At 67.6% G+C, this 18,913-nt stretch carries 14 protein-coding genes and 2 pseudogenes; 9 read left to right on the top strand and 7 right to left on the bottom strand.

All coding sequences use genetic code 11. From position 1 onward, the window contains the following. Window positions 1-59: 59 nt before the first annotated feature. Window positions 60-1,151: an NAD(P)-dependent alcohol dehydrogenase gene (locus tag ACJH6J_RS03705; protein WP_318984193.1), complete on the bottom strand. Its 1,092-nt coding sequence runs from the start codon at window positions 1,149-1,151 to the stop codon at window positions 60-62. Window positions 1,152-1,220: 69 nt separating this feature from the next. Here ACJH6J_RS03705 and ACJH6J_RS03710 point away from each other — a divergent pair, with 69 nt between their 5' ends. Further along, window positions 1,221-2,075 carry an EamA family transporter gene (locus ACJH6J_RS03710; RefSeq protein WP_318984192.1) on the top strand — a complete coding sequence of 285 codons (855 nt, stop codon included), beginning with the start codon at window positions 1,221-1,223 and terminating at the stop codon, window positions 2,073-2,075. Between the two features lie 57 nt (window positions 2,076-2,132). Then, on the top strand, window positions 2,133-3,104 hold the full coding sequence (locus tag ACJH6J_RS03715; protein WP_318984191.1) for an NADPH:quinone oxidoreductase family protein: 972 nt from the start codon (window positions 2,133-2,135) through the stop codon (window positions 3,102-3,104). Here the strand turns inward: ACJH6J_RS03715 and ACJH6J_RS03720 are convergent. From ACJH6J_RS03720 to ACJH6J_RS03730, 3 genes are all read right to left on the bottom strand, one after another. Further along, window positions 3,091-4,704 (bottom strand): CocE/NonD family hydrolase, encoded by a 1,614-nt coding sequence (locus ACJH6J_RS03720; RefSeq protein WP_406803513.1) that lies wholly within the window; start codon window positions 4,702-4,704, stop codon window positions 3,091-3,093. The two genes, ACJH6J_RS03715 and ACJH6J_RS03720, sit on opposite strands and share 14 nt — an antisense overlap. 153 nt (window positions 4,705-4,857) lie before the next feature. Continuing rightward, window positions 4,858-6,687 carry an acyl-CoA dehydrogenase gene (locus tag ACJH6J_RS03725; protein ID WP_406803514.1) on the bottom strand — a complete coding sequence of 610 codons (1,830 nt, stop codon included), beginning with the start codon at window positions 6,685-6,687 and terminating at the stop codon, window positions 4,858-4,860. A 184-nt stretch (window positions 6,688-6,871) separates the two neighbouring features. After that, window positions 6,872-8,326 carry an aldehyde dehydrogenase family protein gene (locus ACJH6J_RS03730; protein ID WP_406803515.1) on the bottom strand — a complete coding sequence of 485 codons (1,455 nt, stop codon included), beginning with the start codon at window positions 8,324-8,326 and terminating at the stop codon, window positions 6,872-6,874. 134 nt (window positions 8,327-8,460) lie between these two features. Between ACJH6J_RS03730 and ACJH6J_RS03735 the strand changes: the two genes are divergently transcribed. The 3 genes from ACJH6J_RS03735 (at window position 8,461) to ACJH6J_RS03745 (ending at window position 10,938) form a co-directional block, all read left to right on the top strand. Further along, window positions 8,461-9,120 carry a cysteine hydrolase family protein gene (locus ACJH6J_RS03735; protein ID WP_406803516.1) on the top strand — a complete coding sequence of 220 codons (660 nt, stop codon included), beginning with the start codon at window positions 8,461-8,463 and terminating at the stop codon, window positions 9,118-9,120. 62 nt (window positions 9,121-9,182) lie between these two features. After that, complete coding sequence (locus ACJH6J_RS03740) at window positions 9,183-9,917, top strand: sulfite exporter TauE/SafE family protein (protein ID WP_406803517.1); 735 nt, start codon at window positions 9,183-9,185, stop codon at window positions 9,915-9,917. 124 nt (window positions 9,918-10,041) lie between these two features. After that, window positions 10,042-10,938, top strand: a complete 897-nt coding sequence (locus ACJH6J_RS03745) for a cutinase family protein (protein WP_406803518.1) — start codon at window positions 10,042-10,044, stop codon at window positions 10,936-10,938. Between the two features lie 3 nt (window positions 10,939-10,941). Here the strand turns inward: ACJH6J_RS03745 and ACJH6J_RS03750 are convergent. Next, window positions 10,942-11,703: pseudogene (locus ACJH6J_RS03750) on the bottom strand (hypothetical protein); the annotation flags it as partial. A 104-nt stretch (window positions 11,704-11,807) separates the two neighbouring features. Here ACJH6J_RS03750 and ACJH6J_RS03755 point away from each other — a divergent pair. The 3 genes from ACJH6J_RS03755 (at window position 11,808) to ACJH6J_RS03765 (ending at window position 15,947) form a co-directional block, all read left to right on the top strand. Beyond that, window positions 11,808-13,040, top strand: a complete 1,233-nt coding sequence (locus ACJH6J_RS03755) for a PucR family transcriptional regulator (RefSeq protein ID WP_406803519.1) — start codon at window positions 11,808-11,810, stop codon at window positions 13,038-13,040. A gap of 202 nt (window positions 13,041-13,242) precedes the next feature. After that, window positions 13,243-15,069, top strand: a complete 1,827-nt coding sequence (locus ACJH6J_RS03760) for an amino acid permease (RefSeq protein ID WP_212806482.1) — start codon at window positions 13,243-13,245, stop codon at window positions 15,067-15,069. Further along, on the top strand, window positions 15,066-15,947 hold the full coding sequence (locus ACJH6J_RS03765; RefSeq protein WP_406803520.1) for a universal stress protein: 882 nt from the start codon (window positions 15,066-15,068) through the stop codon (window positions 15,945-15,947). Before ACJH6J_RS03760 ends, ACJH6J_RS03765 begins: the two co-directional genes overlap by 4 nt. Window positions 15,948-16,020: 73 nt before the next feature. On the opposite strand, the gene ACJH6J_RS03770 is transcribed toward ACJH6J_RS03765, so the two are convergent. Beyond that, window positions 16,021-16,251: a hypothetical protein gene (locus ACJH6J_RS03770; protein ID WP_212806484.1), complete on the bottom strand. Its 231-nt coding sequence runs from the start codon at window positions 16,249-16,251 to the stop codon at window positions 16,021-16,023. A 338-nt stretch (window positions 16,252-16,589) separates the two neighbouring features. Here ACJH6J_RS03770 and ACJH6J_RS03775 point away from each other — a divergent pair. Then, window positions 16,590-17,616, top strand: a pseudogene (locus ACJH6J_RS03775) (DNA topoisomerase IB). Here the strand turns inward: ACJH6J_RS03775 and ACJH6J_RS03780 are convergent. Further along, entirely contained in the window at window positions 17,605-18,804 is a 1,200-nt protein-coding gene (locus ACJH6J_RS03780) for an ROK family protein (protein WP_406803560.1), read from the bottom strand. The pseudogene ACJH6J_RS03775 and the gene ACJH6J_RS03780 sit on opposite strands and share 12 nt — an antisense overlap. Window positions 18,805-18,913 lie beyond the last annotated feature (109 nt).

Below are 18,913 nucleotides of genomic sequence, written 5' to 3' on the forward strand. Positions count from 1 at the left end.
GCTGCTCCGTTCGGGTTCGGCGACGTTGCCGGCGGGACATCCCGTACCAGCGAGCCTACCTAAATAACCAGCACTGGTTTGACGGCAAAACCGGCGGCGGCGTCCGACCAGGCGTCGGCGAAGCGGTCGAACGGGTAGGTCCGTACCAGTTTGTCGACGGGCAGCTCGCCCCGGAGGACGTGTTCGGCCAACCGCGGGATGAAGCTGTGCGGCTCGCTGTCGCCTTCGATGACCCCCTGTATCCGCAGCCCGTTGGCCAGGATCAGCCCGACGGGTAGTTCCGCGGTCAGCGCGCCCAGCCCGACGAGCGCGAGCGTGCCGCACTTGCGCAGCAGCGTCAGCGCGGTGCTGATGACGTCGCCGCGCGCGGTCGTGTCGACAGCCAGCGTCGCACCACCGCCGGTGAGCTCCATGATCTCGGCCGGCAGGGTCTCGGAGGCCGAGTCGACGGCCCTGGTGGCGCCCAATTCGATTGCCAGCGAACGTCGTTCGGCGATCGGGTCGACCGCGATGACCGTGCGGCACCCGGCGATGCGGGCCCCCATCACCGCCGAGAGACCGACCGCGCCGGCGCCCCACACCACCAGCACATCGCCGGGTCCAGCGGCCAGTGTGTTCAGCACCGCGCCGACCCCGGTCTGCACACTGCAGGCCAGCGGTGCCGCCAGCTGGGCATCGATGCCGTCGGGCAGCACCACGGCATTCGACGTGTTGGCCAGCGCGTGGGTGGCGAAGCTGGACTGCCCGAAGAATCCGCCGCGAACGGGCTGACCGTCGAGCCGGAGCGCGCTCGACTCGTCACCGCGGTCACCGGCCATGTTCAGGCGACTGGCATTGTCGCAATAGGCGGGCGTGTCGGCTGCGCACGCTGCGCACTGTGCGCAGCTGGCGAACGTCAGGACGACGCGCCGGCCGACGTCGATGCGAGCGTCCGGTCCAGCCGCCAGGACCGTGCCCGCGCCTTCATGGCCGAACACCATCGGCAGACGCTTCTCCGGCCAGCGGGCGGCCGTGCTGATATCGGTGTGGCAGATGCCGACGGCATCGATGCCGACCAGCACCTCGCCGCCCTGCGGTTCGCGAATCTGGACATCGGTCAGTTCAGGGGCCGAACCCGGGCGGAGCAACACGGCGGCACGTGCGTCGATCATTCACGGATGGTAGGTCGACGGTAATCTGCGCCGGGTGACCGGGATCGACAACTGCCGGGTGCCGCGCGGATGACGCACCGCCAGTTGCCCCGATGGTCGGTCCCGTTCGTCTTTGTCACCGGTGCGGCGTCGCAGTACCTGGGTGCCGCGATCGGCGTGTTCCTCTTCTCGACCACCCAACCGGCCACCGTCGCGTGGCTCCGGGCCGCGGCCGGTGCGCTGGTGCTGATGGCCTGGCGCCGGCCGTGGCGAATGCCGTTGACGCGCCGCCGTGTCGCGATCGCGACCCTGTTCGGATTGATCACCGTCGGCATGAACATCGCGTTCTACGAAGCGCTGGCCCGTATCCCGTTGGGCACCGCCGTCGCGATCGAATTCATCGGCCCGACGCTGGTGGCCACGCTCGGGTCACGCAGACCGCGTGATCTTTTGGCTGCCACCCTCGCGGCTGGCGGGGTTGCTCTGTTGGCCGGCATCGAATTCACCTCAGAGCTCGCCGGCGTGGCGTGGGCACTGGCTGCCGCGGCGCTCTGGGCCGGTTACATCATGGTCGGCAAACGGGTGGCGGACGCACACGGCGGTCTCGACACGCTCGCCCTCGGAATGTCGACCGCCGCAGCCATTTTGGGCCCGGTGATCATCGGCCTCCAGGCCCACACGAACTCGGCGGTGTTCGTCGATCCGCGCACCTGGCTGCTCGGCCTCGGCGTCGGCCTGTTGTCGACGGCCATCCCCTATGCGCTCGACCAGATCGTCCTCCGTCAGGTCGGCCAGGCGAGGTTCGCGATCCTGCTGGCACTGTTGCCCGTGACGGCCAGCCTCATCGGGCTCACCGTGCTGCATCAGATTCCGACGATCGGCGAGATCGCCGGCATCGGACTGGTGGTGACCGGCCTCTTACTCGGTGCCCGCGGCGGAGCGTGACGTGGACATGCGACAGTGACAGGGACCCACCGGCAATGCCTACAGGAGAAGAGCACCATGCGCGCCATTCAGATCGCCCGGTTGGAAGGCCCCTCGGCGGCCGAACTGAACGACATCCCCGAGCCTGACGGCGCCGGCCTTGTGGTGATCGAGGTGCACGCCGCCGGTGTCGCCTTCCCCGACGCGCTGCAGTCGCGCGGCCTGTACCAGCACAAGCCGGAACTGCCGTACACCCCCGGCGCCGAGCTCGCGGGCGTGGTCCGCAGCGCACCCGAGGGCGCGCACGTGGCGGCCGGCGACAGGGTGGCGGCGTTGACCATGTTGTCGGGCGCGATGGCGGAAGTCGTTGCACTACCGGCTGATCGGGTCTTCAAGCTGCCGGACTCGGTGTCGTTCGAGGCCGGCGCCGGACTGCTGTTCAACGATCTGACGGTGCACTGCGCGCTGCGTACCCGCGGTCGGCTGACGCCCGGCGAGACGGTGCTGGTGCACGGCGCCGCGGGCGGCATCGGCACGTCCACGCTGCGCCTGGCCCCGGCGTTCGGCGCCGCCCGCACCATCGCGGTGGTGAGCTCGCCGGACAAGGCCGAGATCGCCCGTGCCGCTGGGGCTTCCGACGTCGTGTTGGCCGACGGCTTCAAGGACGCGGTGCGAGAGCTGACCGGCGGCCGCGGCGTCGACCTGATCCTCGACCCGGTCGGTGGTGACCGGTTCACCGACTCTCTTCGGTCCCTGGCACCCGGCGGCCGGCTGCTGGTGGTGGGATTCACCGGCGGCGATATTCCGACGGTCAAGGTGAACCGCCTGCTGCTCAACAATGTGGATGCGGTGGGTGTCGGCTGGGGTGCGTGGGCCATGACCCACCCGGGTTATCTCGCCGAGCAGTGGGAGGAGCTGGAGCCGCTGCTGGCCTCCGGTGCGGTGACCCCGCCGGCGCCCGAGGTCTATCCGTTGGAGCGGGCCGCGGACGCCATCGCCTCGCTGGAAAACCGTTCCGCCAAGGGCAAAGTGGTCGTCACGTTGCGCTGACCGGCAACACCAGCCGGGACTGGCCGCCGTCGCCGTGCGCGATGGTGTGCACCGAGGGCACCATCTCGGTGGCGGTCCCGAGCGGATCGCCGGTGCCCAGATTGCGCGCGAACCGCGGGAAACAGCCGCCCGCGACCAGCAGGCGGATCCGGTGGCCGGCCGCGAATCGGTAGGCGGTCGCGTCGAGTTCCAGGCGCAGCAGCGCCGCGGGGGCGTCGGCCGCGGTGAGCCGCAGATAGCCGTCGGTGACGTTGGTCGAATGTCCGTCGGGCCCAACGTCACTGATGCGCACGAACACGTCGGCGTGCGGGTTGTCGGTCCGGTGGTCCAGTTCGACGTACGGCGTTCCGATGACGTCGAGGTCAGCAGGCAACACCGGGCCGGTGAAGGTCAGCACGTCCGATCGCTCGGCGAGCGCGGTGTCGTCGATGTAACCCGACTTGCCGGAAACCAGAAGGCGCCCACCGATACTCGGTGTCGGGTCGGCCGGGTCGTAGACGAACGTGGACGGCGCCCCGCTGTCGGGCGGGGTCTCGGCCAGCGCCGCGCCAGGGTGCAGGTGCCACACCTGTTCGGCAGCCGGTGGTGGCCACTCCTGCATGTCGAGCCAGTCACCGCCGGCAACGCAGATCCGCACGGGGGCCGCGGCGCGGCGGGAGCCGTCCAGCCACAGCACGGATTCCTTAATGGCCTCGGTACCACCGGACCCGTGCGTCCACGGCCCCACGGTCAACGCCACCTCGACACCGCGGGCCCGTAGCCGCCGGTATTGCTCGAGGGTCTGGTCCACGAAAACGTCCTGCCAACCGGTGATCAGCAGCACCGGGCCGCGCAGGTTGTCGAGTGCGGCCGCCACACCGTTCTCGGCCCAGTACGGCGACGACGGATCCGGCTGTTCGAGCCACGCGTTGAACCACGGGGTGCGTCCGCCCAGGAGTTCGGCGGCGGCCGGATCGAGCGGCAGCGTCTCCAGCACCGGCTTGAGGGTGCGCGGCGTCGCCATGCCGCGGAGAATCTGGCGAATCCAGCCACCACGGTGCTGCCAGGCCACTTGATAACTCCAGCCCAGGAAATCGCCGAGCGCGAACGACCCTGTGCTCCATACCGAGTGTCCGAAATCGTGCGGCGCCATGGTGATCACGGAGGTGGTCAGGTCGTCGGGCTGGTCGACGAGGAGCGCCAGCTGGGTGAAGCCCAGGTATGACGCCCCGACAGTGGCGAATTCTCCCCCGTACCAAGGCTGTTCACGCAGCCACCGGACCGTGTCGGCACCGTCGTCGACCTCGTGACGGCCGGGCTCGAACGCACCGTCGGACCCGAAGGTGCCGCGCGTGCTCTGCAGCACGACGTGGAAGCCCTGCCCCGCGTACAGCCCGGCGAACACGCGGTTGGGCAGGCCGTCGCGGCCGTAGGGCCCCCGCATCAGCAGCGTGCCGGCGGGCTTGCGGCGCTGCGGCGCGTAGTGATCGGCCAACAGGACGGCGCCGTCGCGCATCGGCACCGGAAGCGACCGCTCCACCCGGAAGCTCGTGGCCCGCGGCAAACCCAGCCGGCGGGTCAGTGCGCGGGCACCGAGCCACGCCAGGGTGTCGCGTCGCACGTCACACTCTCCTCGTCCGGTCGTGGGCCTTGGACCATTTTCCACGGCGGCACCAGATCCACGGCAATCGACGGCCGGAACTGTGATCTGTTCGACGGCCAGGGATTTGTGCACGATTTTTCGCGGCAGACGCGGAAAATCGTGCACAAATCCCTAGAAGGCCGAGGTCTCCAGCTCCATGACGTCGGTATCGAGCGTCTCGATCACCTCGCGCACCGAGGTCAGCAGCGGCAGCATGTTCTTGGCGAAGAACTTCGCCACCGCCACCTTGCCGGTATAGAACGCGTGGTCGCGTTCGGAGGCGCCGTCGAGCGCCGCCAGGGCGATCTGGGCGGCCAGGATCAACCGCCAACCGATCACCAGGTCGCCGACCGCGAGCAGGAAGCGCACCGAGCCCAGCCCCACCTTGTACAGCTGCTCGGGATCTCCCTGGGCGGCCATCAGGTAGCCGGTCAGCGCGGCGGCCATCGCCTGGACATCGGCGAGAGCCGTTGCCAGCCGGTCGGTTTCGGCCTTGAGCTCCGGCCCGGCGCCGTCGATGGTTGCGGTGATCTGGCTCGACACGTGGGCCAGCGCCGCGCCCTGGTCGCGGATGATCTTGCGGAAGAAGAAGTCCAGCGACTGGATGGCCGTCGTGCCCTCGTACAGCGCGTCGATGCGGGCGTCGCGGATGTACTGCTCGATCGGGTAATCCTGCAGGAAGCCGGACCCGCCGAGTGTCTGCAGCGATTCGGAGAGCATCTCGTAGGCGCGTTCGGAGCCGACGCCCTTCACGATGGGCAGCAGCAGGTCGTTCACCCGGTGCGCCAGATCGGCGTCGGCACCCGAAACGAGTTGCGCGACATCAGCATTCTGGTAGGCCGCGGTGTACAGGTAGACCGCGCGCAGACCTTCGGCGTAGGCCTTCTGCGTCATCAGACTGCGTCGCACGTCGGGGTGTTCGATGATCGCCACGCGCGGCGCGGTCTTGTCCGCCATCTGGGTGAGATCGGCACCCTGGATGCGTTCCTTGGCGTAGGCCAGCGCGTTGAGGTAGCCGGTGGACAGGGTGCCGGCGGCCTTGACACCCACCGTCATCCGGGCGTTCTCGATGACCTTGAACATCTGCGCGATGCCGTTGTGCACGCCGCCGACGAGGTAGCCGATGGCGGGCTTTCCGTGGGCGCCGAACGTCAACTCACACGTCGGCGACGACTTGATGCCCATCTTGTGTTCCAGGCCGGTGACGTACACGCCGTTGCGCTCGCCCAGCTCGAGGGTCTCGGGGTCGAACAGGAAGTTGGGCACGAAGAACAAGCTCAGCCCTTTGGTGCCCGGGCCCGCGCCTTCGGGCCGGGCCAGCACCAGGTGGAAGACGTTCTCCGCGGTGTCACCGACGTCGCCACCGGAGATGAAGCGCTTGACGCCCTCGATGTGCCAGGTGCCGTCGGGCTGTTCGATGGCCTTGGCCCGTCCCGCCCCGACATCGGAGCCGGCGTCCGGCTCGGTCAGCACCATGGTGCCCGCCCAGCCCTTGTCCATGGCCGTCCGCGCCCAGTGCTGCTGCTCCTCGGTACCCACCTCGGCCAGCGTGTGCGCCATCGCCGGCCCCAGGCCGTACAGGAACGTCGCCGACGGGTTCGCGCTGATGAGCATCTCCTGCGTCGCCCACACCAGCGCCGCCGGCGCCAGCGTCCCACCGGCGCGCTCATCGAGGCCCAGGCGCCACCATTCGGCTTCCTTGACCACCCGCACGGTCTTGGCCAGCTCCTCGGACACCGTGATGCGGTGCTCGTCGGGCAGGAACACCGGCGGGTTGCGGTCGGCTTCGACAAACGTCTCGGCGACAACGCCTTCGGCGAGCTTCGAGACCTCGTCGAGGATGGATCGCGCGGTATCGGCATCGAGGTCGCCGTAGCCACCCGCGTCCAGGGCCGCGCCGAGCGGCAGCACTTCGAACAGATTGAATTCGATATCGCGCAGATTGGCGATGTAGTGGCTCACGCACCTCAGGATCCGCGTCCCGCCACGAGGTACGCAACCGTAAGTCTCGCCAACCTACGGTTACGGACCCGAAGGTTCTGAGGTCACACCCACATGTGACCTCCACCACACCGCGTCCTCCCGGGGATTTGTGCACGATTCTTCGCGGTCTGCGCGGAAAAACGTGCACAAATCCCAGGGCCGGCTACAACTGGACGATCACGCTCTTGTTCTTCAGGTAGGCCTCGAGGCCTTCGCGACCGAACTCCTGACCCCAGCCGGACTGCTTGTAGCCACCGAACGGCAGGTCATGGTCAAAGACCAACTGGCAGTTGACCTGAACGCTGCCGGCCTGCAGGCGTTTGACGATGCGGTGCGCCCGGCTGACGTTGGTGGTCCACGCGGTGGCCGCCAGTCCGTAGCTCGTGTCGTTCGCCATGGCGACGGCCTCGTCCTCGGTGTCGAACGGCAGGATGCTGACCACCGGCCCGAAGATCTCCTGCTGGTACAGGCGCATGCCGGGATCGACGTTGGTCAGCACCGTCGGGTGCACGAAATAGCCCTTGCGGTCCAGCCGGTACCCGCCCGCGACGATCTCGACGCCGTCGTTCTTGCCCTCGTCGATGAAGCCCAGAACCCGATTCAGCTGCTTGGCACTGATCAGCGGGCCGCTCATCACGCCCTCTTCCTCCGGTCCGCCGTACTTCATGAAGTTGGCGACGTTCGCGATACCCTCGACCACCTGGTCATAGACGCCGCGCTGCACGAAAATCCTTGAGCCGCACACACATCCCTGGCCGGAGTGGATGAAGATGCCCATGGCCGCACCGAAGATGGCCTTGTCCAGGTCGGCGTCGTCGAAGATCAGCACCGGCGACTTGCCGCCGAGTTCCAGCATGACCTTCTTGAGGTTGCCCGCCGAAGCCTTGACGATCTCCTTGCCCACTTCCGTCGAACCCGTGAACGCGACCTTCTCGACGTCGGGGTGCGCGGTGATGGCGGCGCCCGCGGTGTGGCCGTACCCGGTGATCAGGTTGACGACCCCCTCGGGCACGCCCGCCTCGTGGATCAACCGGTCCAGCAGCAGCGCCGAAAGCGGGGTCTCCTCAGCGGGTTTCACCAGGCTGCTGCAGCCCGCGGCCAGCGCAGGGGCGATCTTGGCGCAGGCGTTGAAGATGGGGCCGTTCCACGGGAAGATCAGGCCGACGACGCCGTAGGGCTCACGCAGCGTGTAGCCGTGCTGGTCGACGTAGGCGTCCGACGCGATGCCGCTGGTGCGGATGTCGTAGGCGGTGCCGTTGATCTTCGAACACCAGCCGGCGTAGTAGCGGAAGAACTCGGCGCACGTCGGCACGACGAGCTCGGACTGCATCTTCATCATGCCCGTGTTGGCCGAGTCGATGGCCGCGAACTCGGCGGCGTGCTCGTCGATCAGGTCGGCGATGCGCCACAGGATCTTGGCGCGTTCCCGGCCCGGCAGACCGGACCAGACACCGGATTCGAAGGACGACTTGGCGCGGGCGACGGCCTCGTCGACGAACTCAGGGCCGCAATCGGTGAACTCGCCGATCTGCTCCTCGCTCACCGGATCGATGATCGGGATGAGCTCACCCGTACCCGGGCGCTTCTGGATGTCCTCCAAGACCGACTGCAGCGTCATCGCGTGCCTCTCATCGTCAGCGAGCCCGCGCCCGGGGTGGGCGCGCAACAAATGCTGTGCAGTTGCTTAGCATTGCCGCGATCGGGTCGTCAAGAGTGGCTCACGCCGGCGGGTTGTCTGGAAAGATCGGGACCGTGTCTGCCGGCCACGACTACACCTCCCCTGACCTGGCACGCAGCGCCCTGGTGCTGATCGACGTGCAGAACGATTTCGTCTCGGGTCCGTCGCAGGTCGACGGCACCGCCGAACGGGTGCCCGCGATGGCCCGGCTGCTCGCGGCGTTCCGCGCGGCGCACCGGCCGATCGTGCACATCGTGCGGCTGTACGTCCCCGGCGGCAGCGACGCCGACCCGCCGCGCCGGGCCGCCATCGAGTCCGGCAAGCAGATCGCCGCACCGCACACCGACGGCGCCGCGGTACCCGGGGAACTGCTGGCGCACCCCCTGGACTACGACTCACTACTGGCCGGCGGCGTCCAGCAGGTGGCGGCGGGCGAGGTCGTCATGTTCAAACCACGGTGGTCGGCGTTCTACCGCACGGCGCTGGAAGAGCATCTGCGCGACCTCGCGGTGAACACGGTCGTGGTGGCCGGCTGCAATCTGCCGAATTGTCCCCGCGCCACCCTGTTCGACGCCTCCGAGCGGGACTTCCGTGCCGCGCTGGTCACCGACGCCACGTCCCAGGTGACACCCGAGCGGCTCGCCGACCTGGCACTCATCGGCGTCGAGACGCTCACGACCGCGGACGTCGAGCAGTTCTTCCAGGCCACTGCAACCGCACAGGAACGCCAGTGAAGAATTCACGGGGTGAGACCGCACAGTAAGACGCGATCCTGACCGCCCTCGCGATCACGGCGGTGCTGCTGGCCGGCGTCGCCGCGGGAGTGATCAATGCCGTGGTGGGCTCCGGCAGCCTGATCACCTTCCCCGTGCTGATGGCCGTCGGTTACCCGCCACTGGTGGCCAACATGTCCAATTCGGTCGGCCTGGTGCCGGGGAACTTCACCGGTGCCTACGGCTACCGGCACGAGCTCGGCGGCCAGGGCGCCCGCATCCTCCGGCTCGGGGTGGTGTCGCTGGCCGGCGCGATCGTCGGCGCCGTGCTGCTACTCAAACTGCCACCCGGCGCCTTCACCGCGGTCGTGCCATGGCTGATCCTGCTGGCCGGCGCGCTGGTGCTGGTGCAACCCCTGTTGCGCCGCGCGCTGGATGCCCGGCGCGGCGCGCCGCGGTCCACCGACCATGCCGCGCCGCTCTACGCGGGCGTGTTCGGGTGCGCGGTATACGGCGGCTATTTCGGTGCGGCGCAAGGCATCATCATGATGGCCCTGTTCGGGCTGTTCGTGTCAGAAGATCTGCAGCGTCTCAACGGCGTCAAGAACATCTCTGTGGGACTGGTCAATTCGGTCGCGGCCATCATCTTCATCGTCGTCGGCCAGGTGGCCTGGCTACCGGCGCTGCTGCTGGCCGTCGGCTCGACCATCGGCGGCTACATCGGAGCCAGGATCGGACGCCGCCTGCCGCCCAACGCCTTACGCGCCTGCATCGTCGTCGTCAGTGTCGTCGCGTTCACCGTCATGACGCTGCGGTAGCCGGCGCGCCATCGCCGAATTCGTCACCGCTAACACGCAATAACCGACTCTTGGTATGTCACGATTCGAACGCGCCGGGCCCAGCTAACGAGCGGATGGGGTGCCGGTGTGTCAGCATGAACCCGTGAGGCCAAGCAAAAGCAGAAGCCGCATCAGAAGCCTGACTACGGCCGCAATCCTGGTGGTACCGCCAGGATTGATCTCCGCGGCCCTACCGCAGACAGCACACGCGGCCGAATGCCCCGACGCCCAGGTCATATTCGCCCGCGGCACCGACGAAGCGCCCGGACCCGGCGGGGTCGGGACGGCGTTCATCGATTCGCTGCGCACCGCCATCATCCCGAAAACCCTTGACGTGTACGCGGTCGACTATCCCGCGACCACCGACTTCCCCACCGCCGTCGACGGAATCCGTGACGCGCGTAGGCAAATCGTGACGACCGCGGCGGCCTGCCCCCGGACCAAGATGGTGCTCGGCGGGTTCTCACAGGGCGCCGCCGTTGCGGGCTTCGTCACCGCAGGCACCATTCCCGACGGCATCTCCGCCGCCGAAGTGCCGACTCCCATGCCACCCGACGTCGCGGATCACGTTGCCGCCGTAGCCTTGTTCGGTAAGCCCTCGCCACGGTTCATGCGCGCCATCGGCTCTCCCGCTGTCACGGTCGGCCCGGTCTACCAACCCAAAACCACCGATCTCTGTGCCCCCAACGACCTGGTGTGCGATGCCCACGGATCGAGCTTCGACGCCCACAACAGTTACGTGGACAGCGGATTGGTCAACCAGGGCGTGAACTTCGCCGTGAGGCAACTGCAGGCGGGGTGGGCGGCCGATGCACTGGCCGGACCCGCGCCGTGGTCATCGACGACGATCCAGGCCGCCGATCAGGCCGGGCGCGGTCGGCCCGCGCCCGCCGGGACTCCGCCGTCCACCGCGGCGCCGGCCCATATACCGGCGAGCGCACCGTGGCTCCCGGGACCGGAGCAGGCCGCGACGGCACCTGACGCAGCGCCGGCCCCGTAGCCGCTATCGGAACTGCACGCCACGGCGCCGCACCCACCAATCGGCAAACACTGTCCCGGCGATCCACACGCCGACCGCGATACCAAGGTGCACAGCGCTTTTGGTGTCGCGGCCGAGGACGGGACCGAAAACATGGGCGACGGCGTTCGGTAGCTTCCGCCACAATTCCCGGTGCTCCACCCCGCCGACCGGGTCGGCGACGAAATACAGAACGTACGGCAGCACCAGCGACGACAGCCAGAATGCGATACGGCGCCGGTCGTGACGCTGGCCCCACCGCTGCACCAACCGCACTTCAGCAACCGGCAGCAATACCGACACCGCATTGCCCACGCCCAGCCAGGACACGATCGGCACCGCAACATTCGGGATCGTCACACCGAGCCGGGCCGGAGTCTCCAACCAGACGGTGAGCACCGCGGCAACCACGAGCGTCGGAAGTCCGACGAGAATCAGCAGCGCCAGGTTCTTCTGCAGCAATATCCGCCATGGCGACACCGATTCGGCCAGCCGCTGCCGGACCCGATCATGGTCGGCGCCAAGCACATTGGTTGTCGTGGTGTCGGCGAGCACGAACGACGAGAAGTACGTGCCGACCAGGATCACCCAATCGTGGTGATGTCGTCCCCCGGAGGTCAGCGGCTCCACGGCAAGCCACAGCAGGGCGAGCACGACGTTGGCCGCCACGCCCAGCAGCCAGGTGCGCGGCGGCGTGAAGGCCCAACGCACTTCCGACCACACTGCGGGCAACATCGTCCGTCTCCACCGTCAACGCCCCGTCCGCCGCGGAGCGCGTGCGACGATACCGGCAACAAACGTTGCGGTTCCTGTGAGCGCAGTGCCGCCGACACAGATCCGAATGGGAGCGTATGGCGGAACCGCACGGCACCGATCCCAGTGCCCACATTCAGCTGATCGTCGACCTGCTGGCCCGATCGCTGAATCGCGCGGTCCTGCTGGACGACACGGCGATGACGCCCATGACCTTCAGCCGCCAGCTGGGGACCGTCGACGACGTGCGGATGCACAGCCTCCTCGAGCGCACCACGAAACCCGAAGTCATAGCGGAGCTTCAGACCCTCGGAATCGATGACGCCGACCCGGGCGTCGCGATTCCGCCGCTGCCCCAGTACGCCATGGTGGCGCGGTACTGCGTGCCGGTTCGATCGGCCGCGAACCATTTCGGCTACCTGTGGGTGATCGACCCGGAGCAGTCACTGAGCGCGGCCGAACGTGCACTGGCGAACCAGGCCGGCGCGGATCTGGTGGCGGTCCTGGATCGGCGCCAGACCGCCGAGCGGGCCGTCGAGTCCGCGCGTCAGGCCGTGCTCACCCGCCTGTTGGCGGCCGGTGCGGGCGAGCCGCTGAACGCGGTGCTCCTCGAGCTCAGCGCCCAGGGCATGGCACAGCCGGACAGCCTGCTCACCGTCTTCGCGTTCGTCCCGTCCGGGGACGCCGCGGAGACCGAGCAGCGTCTCACCGCACTACGCCTGCGGCTGTCCACCGTCGAGCGAACGCACAACTGGTTCCTCCTGCCCGGCAATCCCGTGAGCGTCTTCGCCTTCTGCCCCGCGCACGTGCGGGTCCCGCCGCAGCGACTCGCCGAGACCGTGACCTCGTCGATCCGGGCCACCTTCGATGACGCGCCGGTCATCGGCTGGTCCGGTAGCCGGCTGCCCCTGGCCCAGGCCGCCCAGTCATTTCGGGATGCCCGGCTGGCCTGCACCCTGGCCGCCGCGGGCGCCGGCCCGGGCGAGGCGGCGCTCGACTGGACCGCGGCCGGGTCGTGGCGGGCGGTCGCGCTGCTCGCCGACAGCCTCGCCGACGCTCCAGACGAACTCGACGCGCTGATCCATCCGGGCGTCGCGGCGCTCTTGGCCGAGGGACGCGACGACCTCATCCAGACACTCGAGGCCTATCTGTCCTCCGGCGGCGATGCCCGACGCGCGGCCGACACCATGCACCTGCATCGCTCGACGCTGTACTACCGCCTGGAGAAGATCACCCAGGCACTCGGTGAAGACGTCACCGACCTCACCGACGGCGAAGCCCGCTTCGATCTCATGCTCAGCATCCGGCTGGCCCGACTGCGCCGCCGCTGATACCAGGCGCCGGCGGCCTTCCGACTGCTGTCGGAAAAACGGCCGGATGTTCCGACAAGATGGCGCCTCCTTTGGCCCCCGCGTGCCTTGCTGACCGGCTTAGTATTCGCACACACCAAATAGTGGTGCAGCTCACATCTGTCGCTGGGCGTGGGCTGAAAACGCCCTGACAACGCCGTCGGGGCAGCGCGAAGGAGACGACGTGAGCGGGACACCGACCCTCAACAAGGCACTGAGCCAACGCCAACTGTCCATGATCGCGATCGGGGGCGTGATCGGTGCCGGGCTGTTCGTCGGCTCCGGTGTCGTCATCAAAGACACCGGTCCCGGCACGTTCATCACGTATGCGCTCGCCGGCGTGCTGATCATCATGATCATGCGGATGCTCGCCGAGATGGCGGTGGCCAATCCGTCGACCGGCTCGTTCGCCGATTACGCCCGCAACGCCTTGGGCAACTGGGCCGGCTTCTCGATCGGCTGGCTGTACTGGTACTTCTGGGTGATCGTCGTCGGATTCGAGGCCATCGCCGGCGCGAAGATCATTCGGTACTGGCTGCCCTCGGCACCGATATGGCTCACCGCCCTACTGCTGTTGATCGCGATGACGGCGACGAATCTGTTCTCGGTGTCATCGTTCGGCGAGTTCGAGTTCTGGTTCGCCAGCATCAAGGTCGCGGCCATCATCGTCTTCATCGGACTGGGCTCCTGTTTCGTGCTCGGTCTGTGGCCGCACAAATCCATGGATTTCTCCAACCTGACCGCGCACGGCGGGTTCTTCCCGCTGGGCTCGTCCGCGGTCACCGTCGGTGTCGTCACCGTGATCTTCTCGATGGTGGGCGCCGAGATCGCGACCATCGCCGCCGCCGAGTCCACCGACCCCGAGCGCGCTGTCGCCAAGGCCGCCAACTCGGTCATCATGCGCATCGCCGTCTTCTTCGTCGGCTCGGCGTTCCTGCTGGTGACCATCCTGCCGTGGAACGGCAAGCAGCTCGCCGCGTCGCCGTTCGTCTCGGCCTTCACCGCGATGGGTATCCCCTACGCCGACCACATCATGAACGCGGTTGTCCTGACCGCAGTCCTGAGCTGCCTGAACTCGGGCATGTACACCGCCTCGCGCATGCTGTTCGTGCTGGCCGCCCGCCGAGAGGCGCCCGCCCAGCTCGTCTCCGTCACCCGTCGCGGCGTTCCGGCGGCCGCCATTCTCACATCGTCGGTCATCGGTTTCCTGGGTGTCATCGCCTCGGCCTTCTCGCCCGATTTCATCTTCAAGTTCCTGCTGGATTCCAGCGGCGCCGTCATCCTCTTCGTCTACCTCTTGATCGCCATCTCCCAGATCGTGCTGCGGTACCGCAACGGCGGCGACAAGCTCAAGGTCAAAATGTGGCTGTTCCCCGTGTTGTCGATCATCACGGCGCTGGCGATGACCGCCATCCTGGTTCAGATGTACGTCCAGGGCGGAGACAACCGAAGGGCCCTGACGCTGAGCCTGCTGTCCTGGGCCGTGGTGATCGGGCTGTTCTTCGCCAACCGCTGGTTCAACTCCCGCCGGCCGGTCCCGGAGCCCGTCATCGCGACCGAGCGGCCGCACCGAGTGCTGGTGCTGGCCAACGAAACCGTCGGCTCCGAGGAGCTGCTCGACGAACTGCGCGCCATCGGCGCCGACAACGCCACGACCTATCACGTCGTGGTGCCGGTCAGCCCGATCGAGACCGGCGCCGCCGCCTCGCACAGCCCCCTCGATGTCTGGGAGGCCACCAAAGTCCTTGCCCAGCAACGTCTCGACCAGACGCTGGCGGCGCTGCACTCGGCGAACCTGGAGGCCGACGGCAAGCTGGGCGACTACCGCCCGCTGCGCGCGTTGGCCGCCGGCGTCGACGAATTCCACCCGGATCAGATCGTCATCGCGACAGAGCCACCGGAACAGTCGATCTGGCACCGCTTCGATGTGGTCGACCGCGCCCGGTCCGACTACAACATCCCGGTGACCAACGTGATCGCGATGACTCCCGCCGAGGAGCCTGTCGCGTGACGATCATCGCCGGGTTCAGCGCCTCCCGGCAGGGCAGCGCCCCGATCAACCTCGCTGTGCAGATCGCGAGGACCACGGGCGAGAAGGTCATCGCGGCAGCGGTTCTCGAGCGCTCGTGGCCGCCGCGCAACGACCCCGTCGAGGAGGAATACCTGCGCCACGTGAAGGCGCAGACGGCCCAGTCCTTGCAGGCCGTCGTCAACGGCCTCCCCGGGCGACCGGACGTACCCACGCTGGTTCACGAATCCGGTTCCATCCCAACCGGTTTGCTCGAGCTCGCGCAGGAGTTCGAGGCCCGCGCCGTGGTGCTCGGATCGTCGTCGTCCGGCCTGCTGGGACGCGTGGCTCTCGGCAGCGTGACGGAGCGGCTGGTGCACACCGCGCAGGTGCCGGTGGCGATCGCGCCGCGCGGATACGCCTTCAGTCACGAACCGATCCGCCGCCTCACCGCGGCCTACGGCGGCGAGGCCGACACCAACGGATTGATCCGGGCGGCCGCGGAGCTGTCGAAGGACTGGAATGCCCAGCTGCGGGTCGTGGCGTACACCGTGCGGCCCGCCTGGGCATTCGGCGGGCCCTCGCTCGAGGCGGGTGCCGAGGACATGGTGGTCGCGCAGTGGTCGAAACGCACCGCCGACGATGTCACCAAGCAGCTCAACAGAATTCGCGAGGATCTGGCCGTGTCCGATGTGGACATGGTCGTCAGCAGCGGGCGAGATTGGCAGCAGGCCGTGGAGAACACGGGCTGGGCATCAGGTGATGTGCTGTTGCTCGGGTCGGGCGCGGCCGGGCAGTCCGCCCGGGTGTTCCTCGGATCGGCAGCGGCGAAAATCCTGCGTCATTCACCGGTCCCGGTGATGATCATGCCGCGCGCATGAGTTCGTCGACCGAAAGGCCAACTGTCGCTTGCCGTTGTGAACAGCTTGCGACAGTTGGCCTTTCAGCTTCTATCTAGCTCTTGCCGTAGGGCGCGGCCTTGACGACGGGGCTGGCCGACGGGGTCAGCGGCGCGGTGGGAGGCGCCTCCTTGGTGGTCGTCGAGCCATTGGCGCCCACCGGGTTCTCCCGCGCCGGTTCGGCAACCGCGACGGTGGCGGCCCCCATGGTCACGAGAGCGCCGGCGCCGATTGCGGCCGCCAGGCGACGGATGGTGACGGCGTTGGTCAGACGTGAACGAGACATCAATTTCCTCAGTGTGTTGTTGCCTGTGCAGGATTGGTGCCCGCAGCCCCGAGCCGCTCGCACCTCCGACCCTCGTGTCCCGCAATCTCCAAAGCAGATCGGGAGCGGCAAAGCCAACCACAAGCAATCGGTGCAGCGAAATCTGCCGTGTCGCGATGAGCACGTCAACAGCCAGCGGAAATGTTGAGCAGACTGCTCAGGGTGTGATGTAGGACACTGTGACCTACGCATCATTTTGCCCGGTACCGCCGGGGTTGACGCCCGCGTCGACGAGGTGTCGCCGCAGGCGAACCGGGGTAAGGACGGACGGTGCGACACAGACACCGGGCAGGTGAGCCATGAGGCTGCGACATAGCGACATCGCATCGCCCGGGATCACGCGCAGACGGCGCGGCAACGGCTTCTCCTACTACGACGCCGACGGCACTCCCGTCACCGACGAAGCGACGCTGCAACGGATTCGCGAACTGGTGATACCACCGGCGTGGCGGAAAAGTCTGGATCAGCCCCCACCGCAACGGACATATCCAGGCGGTGGGCACCGACGCCGCGGGACGCCGCCAGTACCTCTATCACGCCGTGTGGCAGCAGGAACGCACCGAGGAGAAGTTCGACCGCGTGCTCCAGCTCTCCACGGCGCTGCCCGAGTGGCGAAATCGGATCGCAGCCGACCTCAGCGGCCGCGGATTGCACCGCGAGCGCGTGCTCGCGGTGGCCCTGCATCTGATCGACCTCGGGTATTTCCGCGCCGGCGGCGAGGAGTACGCCCAGGAGAACGACTCGCGCGGACTGGCCACGCTGCGTTGCGAACACGTCGAGGTGCGCAGCGGCACAGTGATATTCGACTACCCGGCGAAGAGCGGCGTACAGCGCCATCTGGAACTGGCAGACCAACAAGTGGTCCGAGCGGTCCGAGCGCTACGCCGCGGACGAGACCCAACCGATCGACTCTTCTACTGCCGCACCGGTTCGGGGTGCGTAGAGCTCCATGCCGACGACCTCAATGCCCGATTCAAAGAGCTTGTCGGCGAGGAGTACAGCGTCAAGGACCTGAGAACATGGCACGGCACCGTGATGGCCGCCGCGGGCTTCGCCTCCGTCGCGCCGGCGGATACGAAGGCAGCCATCCGCCGCGCCCGGACTTCGGTCTTCCGCGAGGTCGCCGACGAACTCGGCAACACCCCTGCGGTGGCGCGAAGTTCGTATGTCGATCCCCGGGTGGTGACGGCGTACGAACAAGGTCAGACGATTTCCGCGGCCGTCAGGCGTGCCGAGAAGCAGCGGAATGACGCTGCGGCTCAGGAGATCCTGGAAAGAGCCACCCGGAAACTCATCCGCCGCATGGCGCGAGCATCAGGTACGTGACTGGGCCAGCCTGGTCTGCAGAGAGGTATCGACCATCTGCGGACTCAAGATGTGATCGAGCGCCGTGGTCGCGCAGCCGATGATGCCGACGCGCTCCTGGAGCACCGACGGGACGACCTGCAGCGTGCGGGTGGCCAAGGTGCTGGCGTTGCCGTACAAGGTTTCTCGCAGACCGGCCACGAACACGTCGTAAGCACCGACCATGTCACCGGCCACGACCAACACGGCGGGGTTGATCAGGTTGACCGCGGCCGCGAGCACTTCGCCGACATGTCGACCACTGTCACGAATCTTGCTGCGGGCCTTGGCATCCCCACTGTGCGCCAACGCCACGACGTCACGCAGGTGGCCCACGGCATACCCTTCACGCCGCAGATCGCGCACGATCGCCCAGCCACCGGCGACCGCCTCGACGCAACCCGTGTCACCGCAGCGGCACGAGATACCGGCAGCCGCCGCGATCTTGCTGTGCCCGAAGTCCCCCGCTGCCTGCACCGCGCCGCGCCGGAGTTGGCCTCCCATCACGATGCCGGCGCCCAACCCGGTGGATGCCTTGACGACCAGCATGTCCTGCACATCGGCGAATCCGAAGCGGCGTTCGGCCAGTGCGATCACATTGGCGTCGTTGTCCATGACCACCGGCGCGTCGGCGAGATGCCGGAAGTACGGCGCCAACGGCACACCGTCCCAACCGCTCATGTTCGGCGAGTCCAGGCTCGCCCCGAGCTGCCGATCGACCGTGCCGGGCAGACTCAGACCGATGCCGAATATGCGGTCGCCGCGGCGCCCGGAGTCGTCCAGGAGTTCGCCGAGCCGCTTCACCAGATCGGGCATCAGATCGTCCGGGCCCATACCGGGCTCCTGATCGATGTCTGCGGTAGCAAGGATGTCGCCGGCGAGATTGCACAACGCCAGCTGCGTGCGGCTCCGCCCGATGGCCACCGCGAAGACGATGCCGGCATCCACGTTGAACATGAGCTGCGCCGCCGGACGTCCGCCCGTCGTTGCCACGTGCTCGGGCTCGATCACCAGATTGTCGGCTTCCAGCGCTGCGATTCGCGCAGTCACCGCAGTGCGCGACAGACCGGTGATTCGGCCGATCTCGCTGCGGGTAATAGCCCGGTGATCCCTGATCACGGCGAACACTTCGCCGGCAGTGGGTGACACCGACGTGCCGCTGAGCGCCATGGCTGCCATTGAAGCAAGGCGACACACGCCGGCGCAAGCGTAAGTCAGGGCTAGTTAGGTATTTGAAATACATAATTAGCTTGCAGAAAATCCTAATGGGTGTATGGTT

This window comes from Mycobacterium sp. SMC-18 (genome assembly GCF_045310895.1).
Classification (GTDB): Bacteria; Actinomycetota; Actinomycetes; order Mycobacteriales; family Mycobacteriaceae; genus Mycobacterium.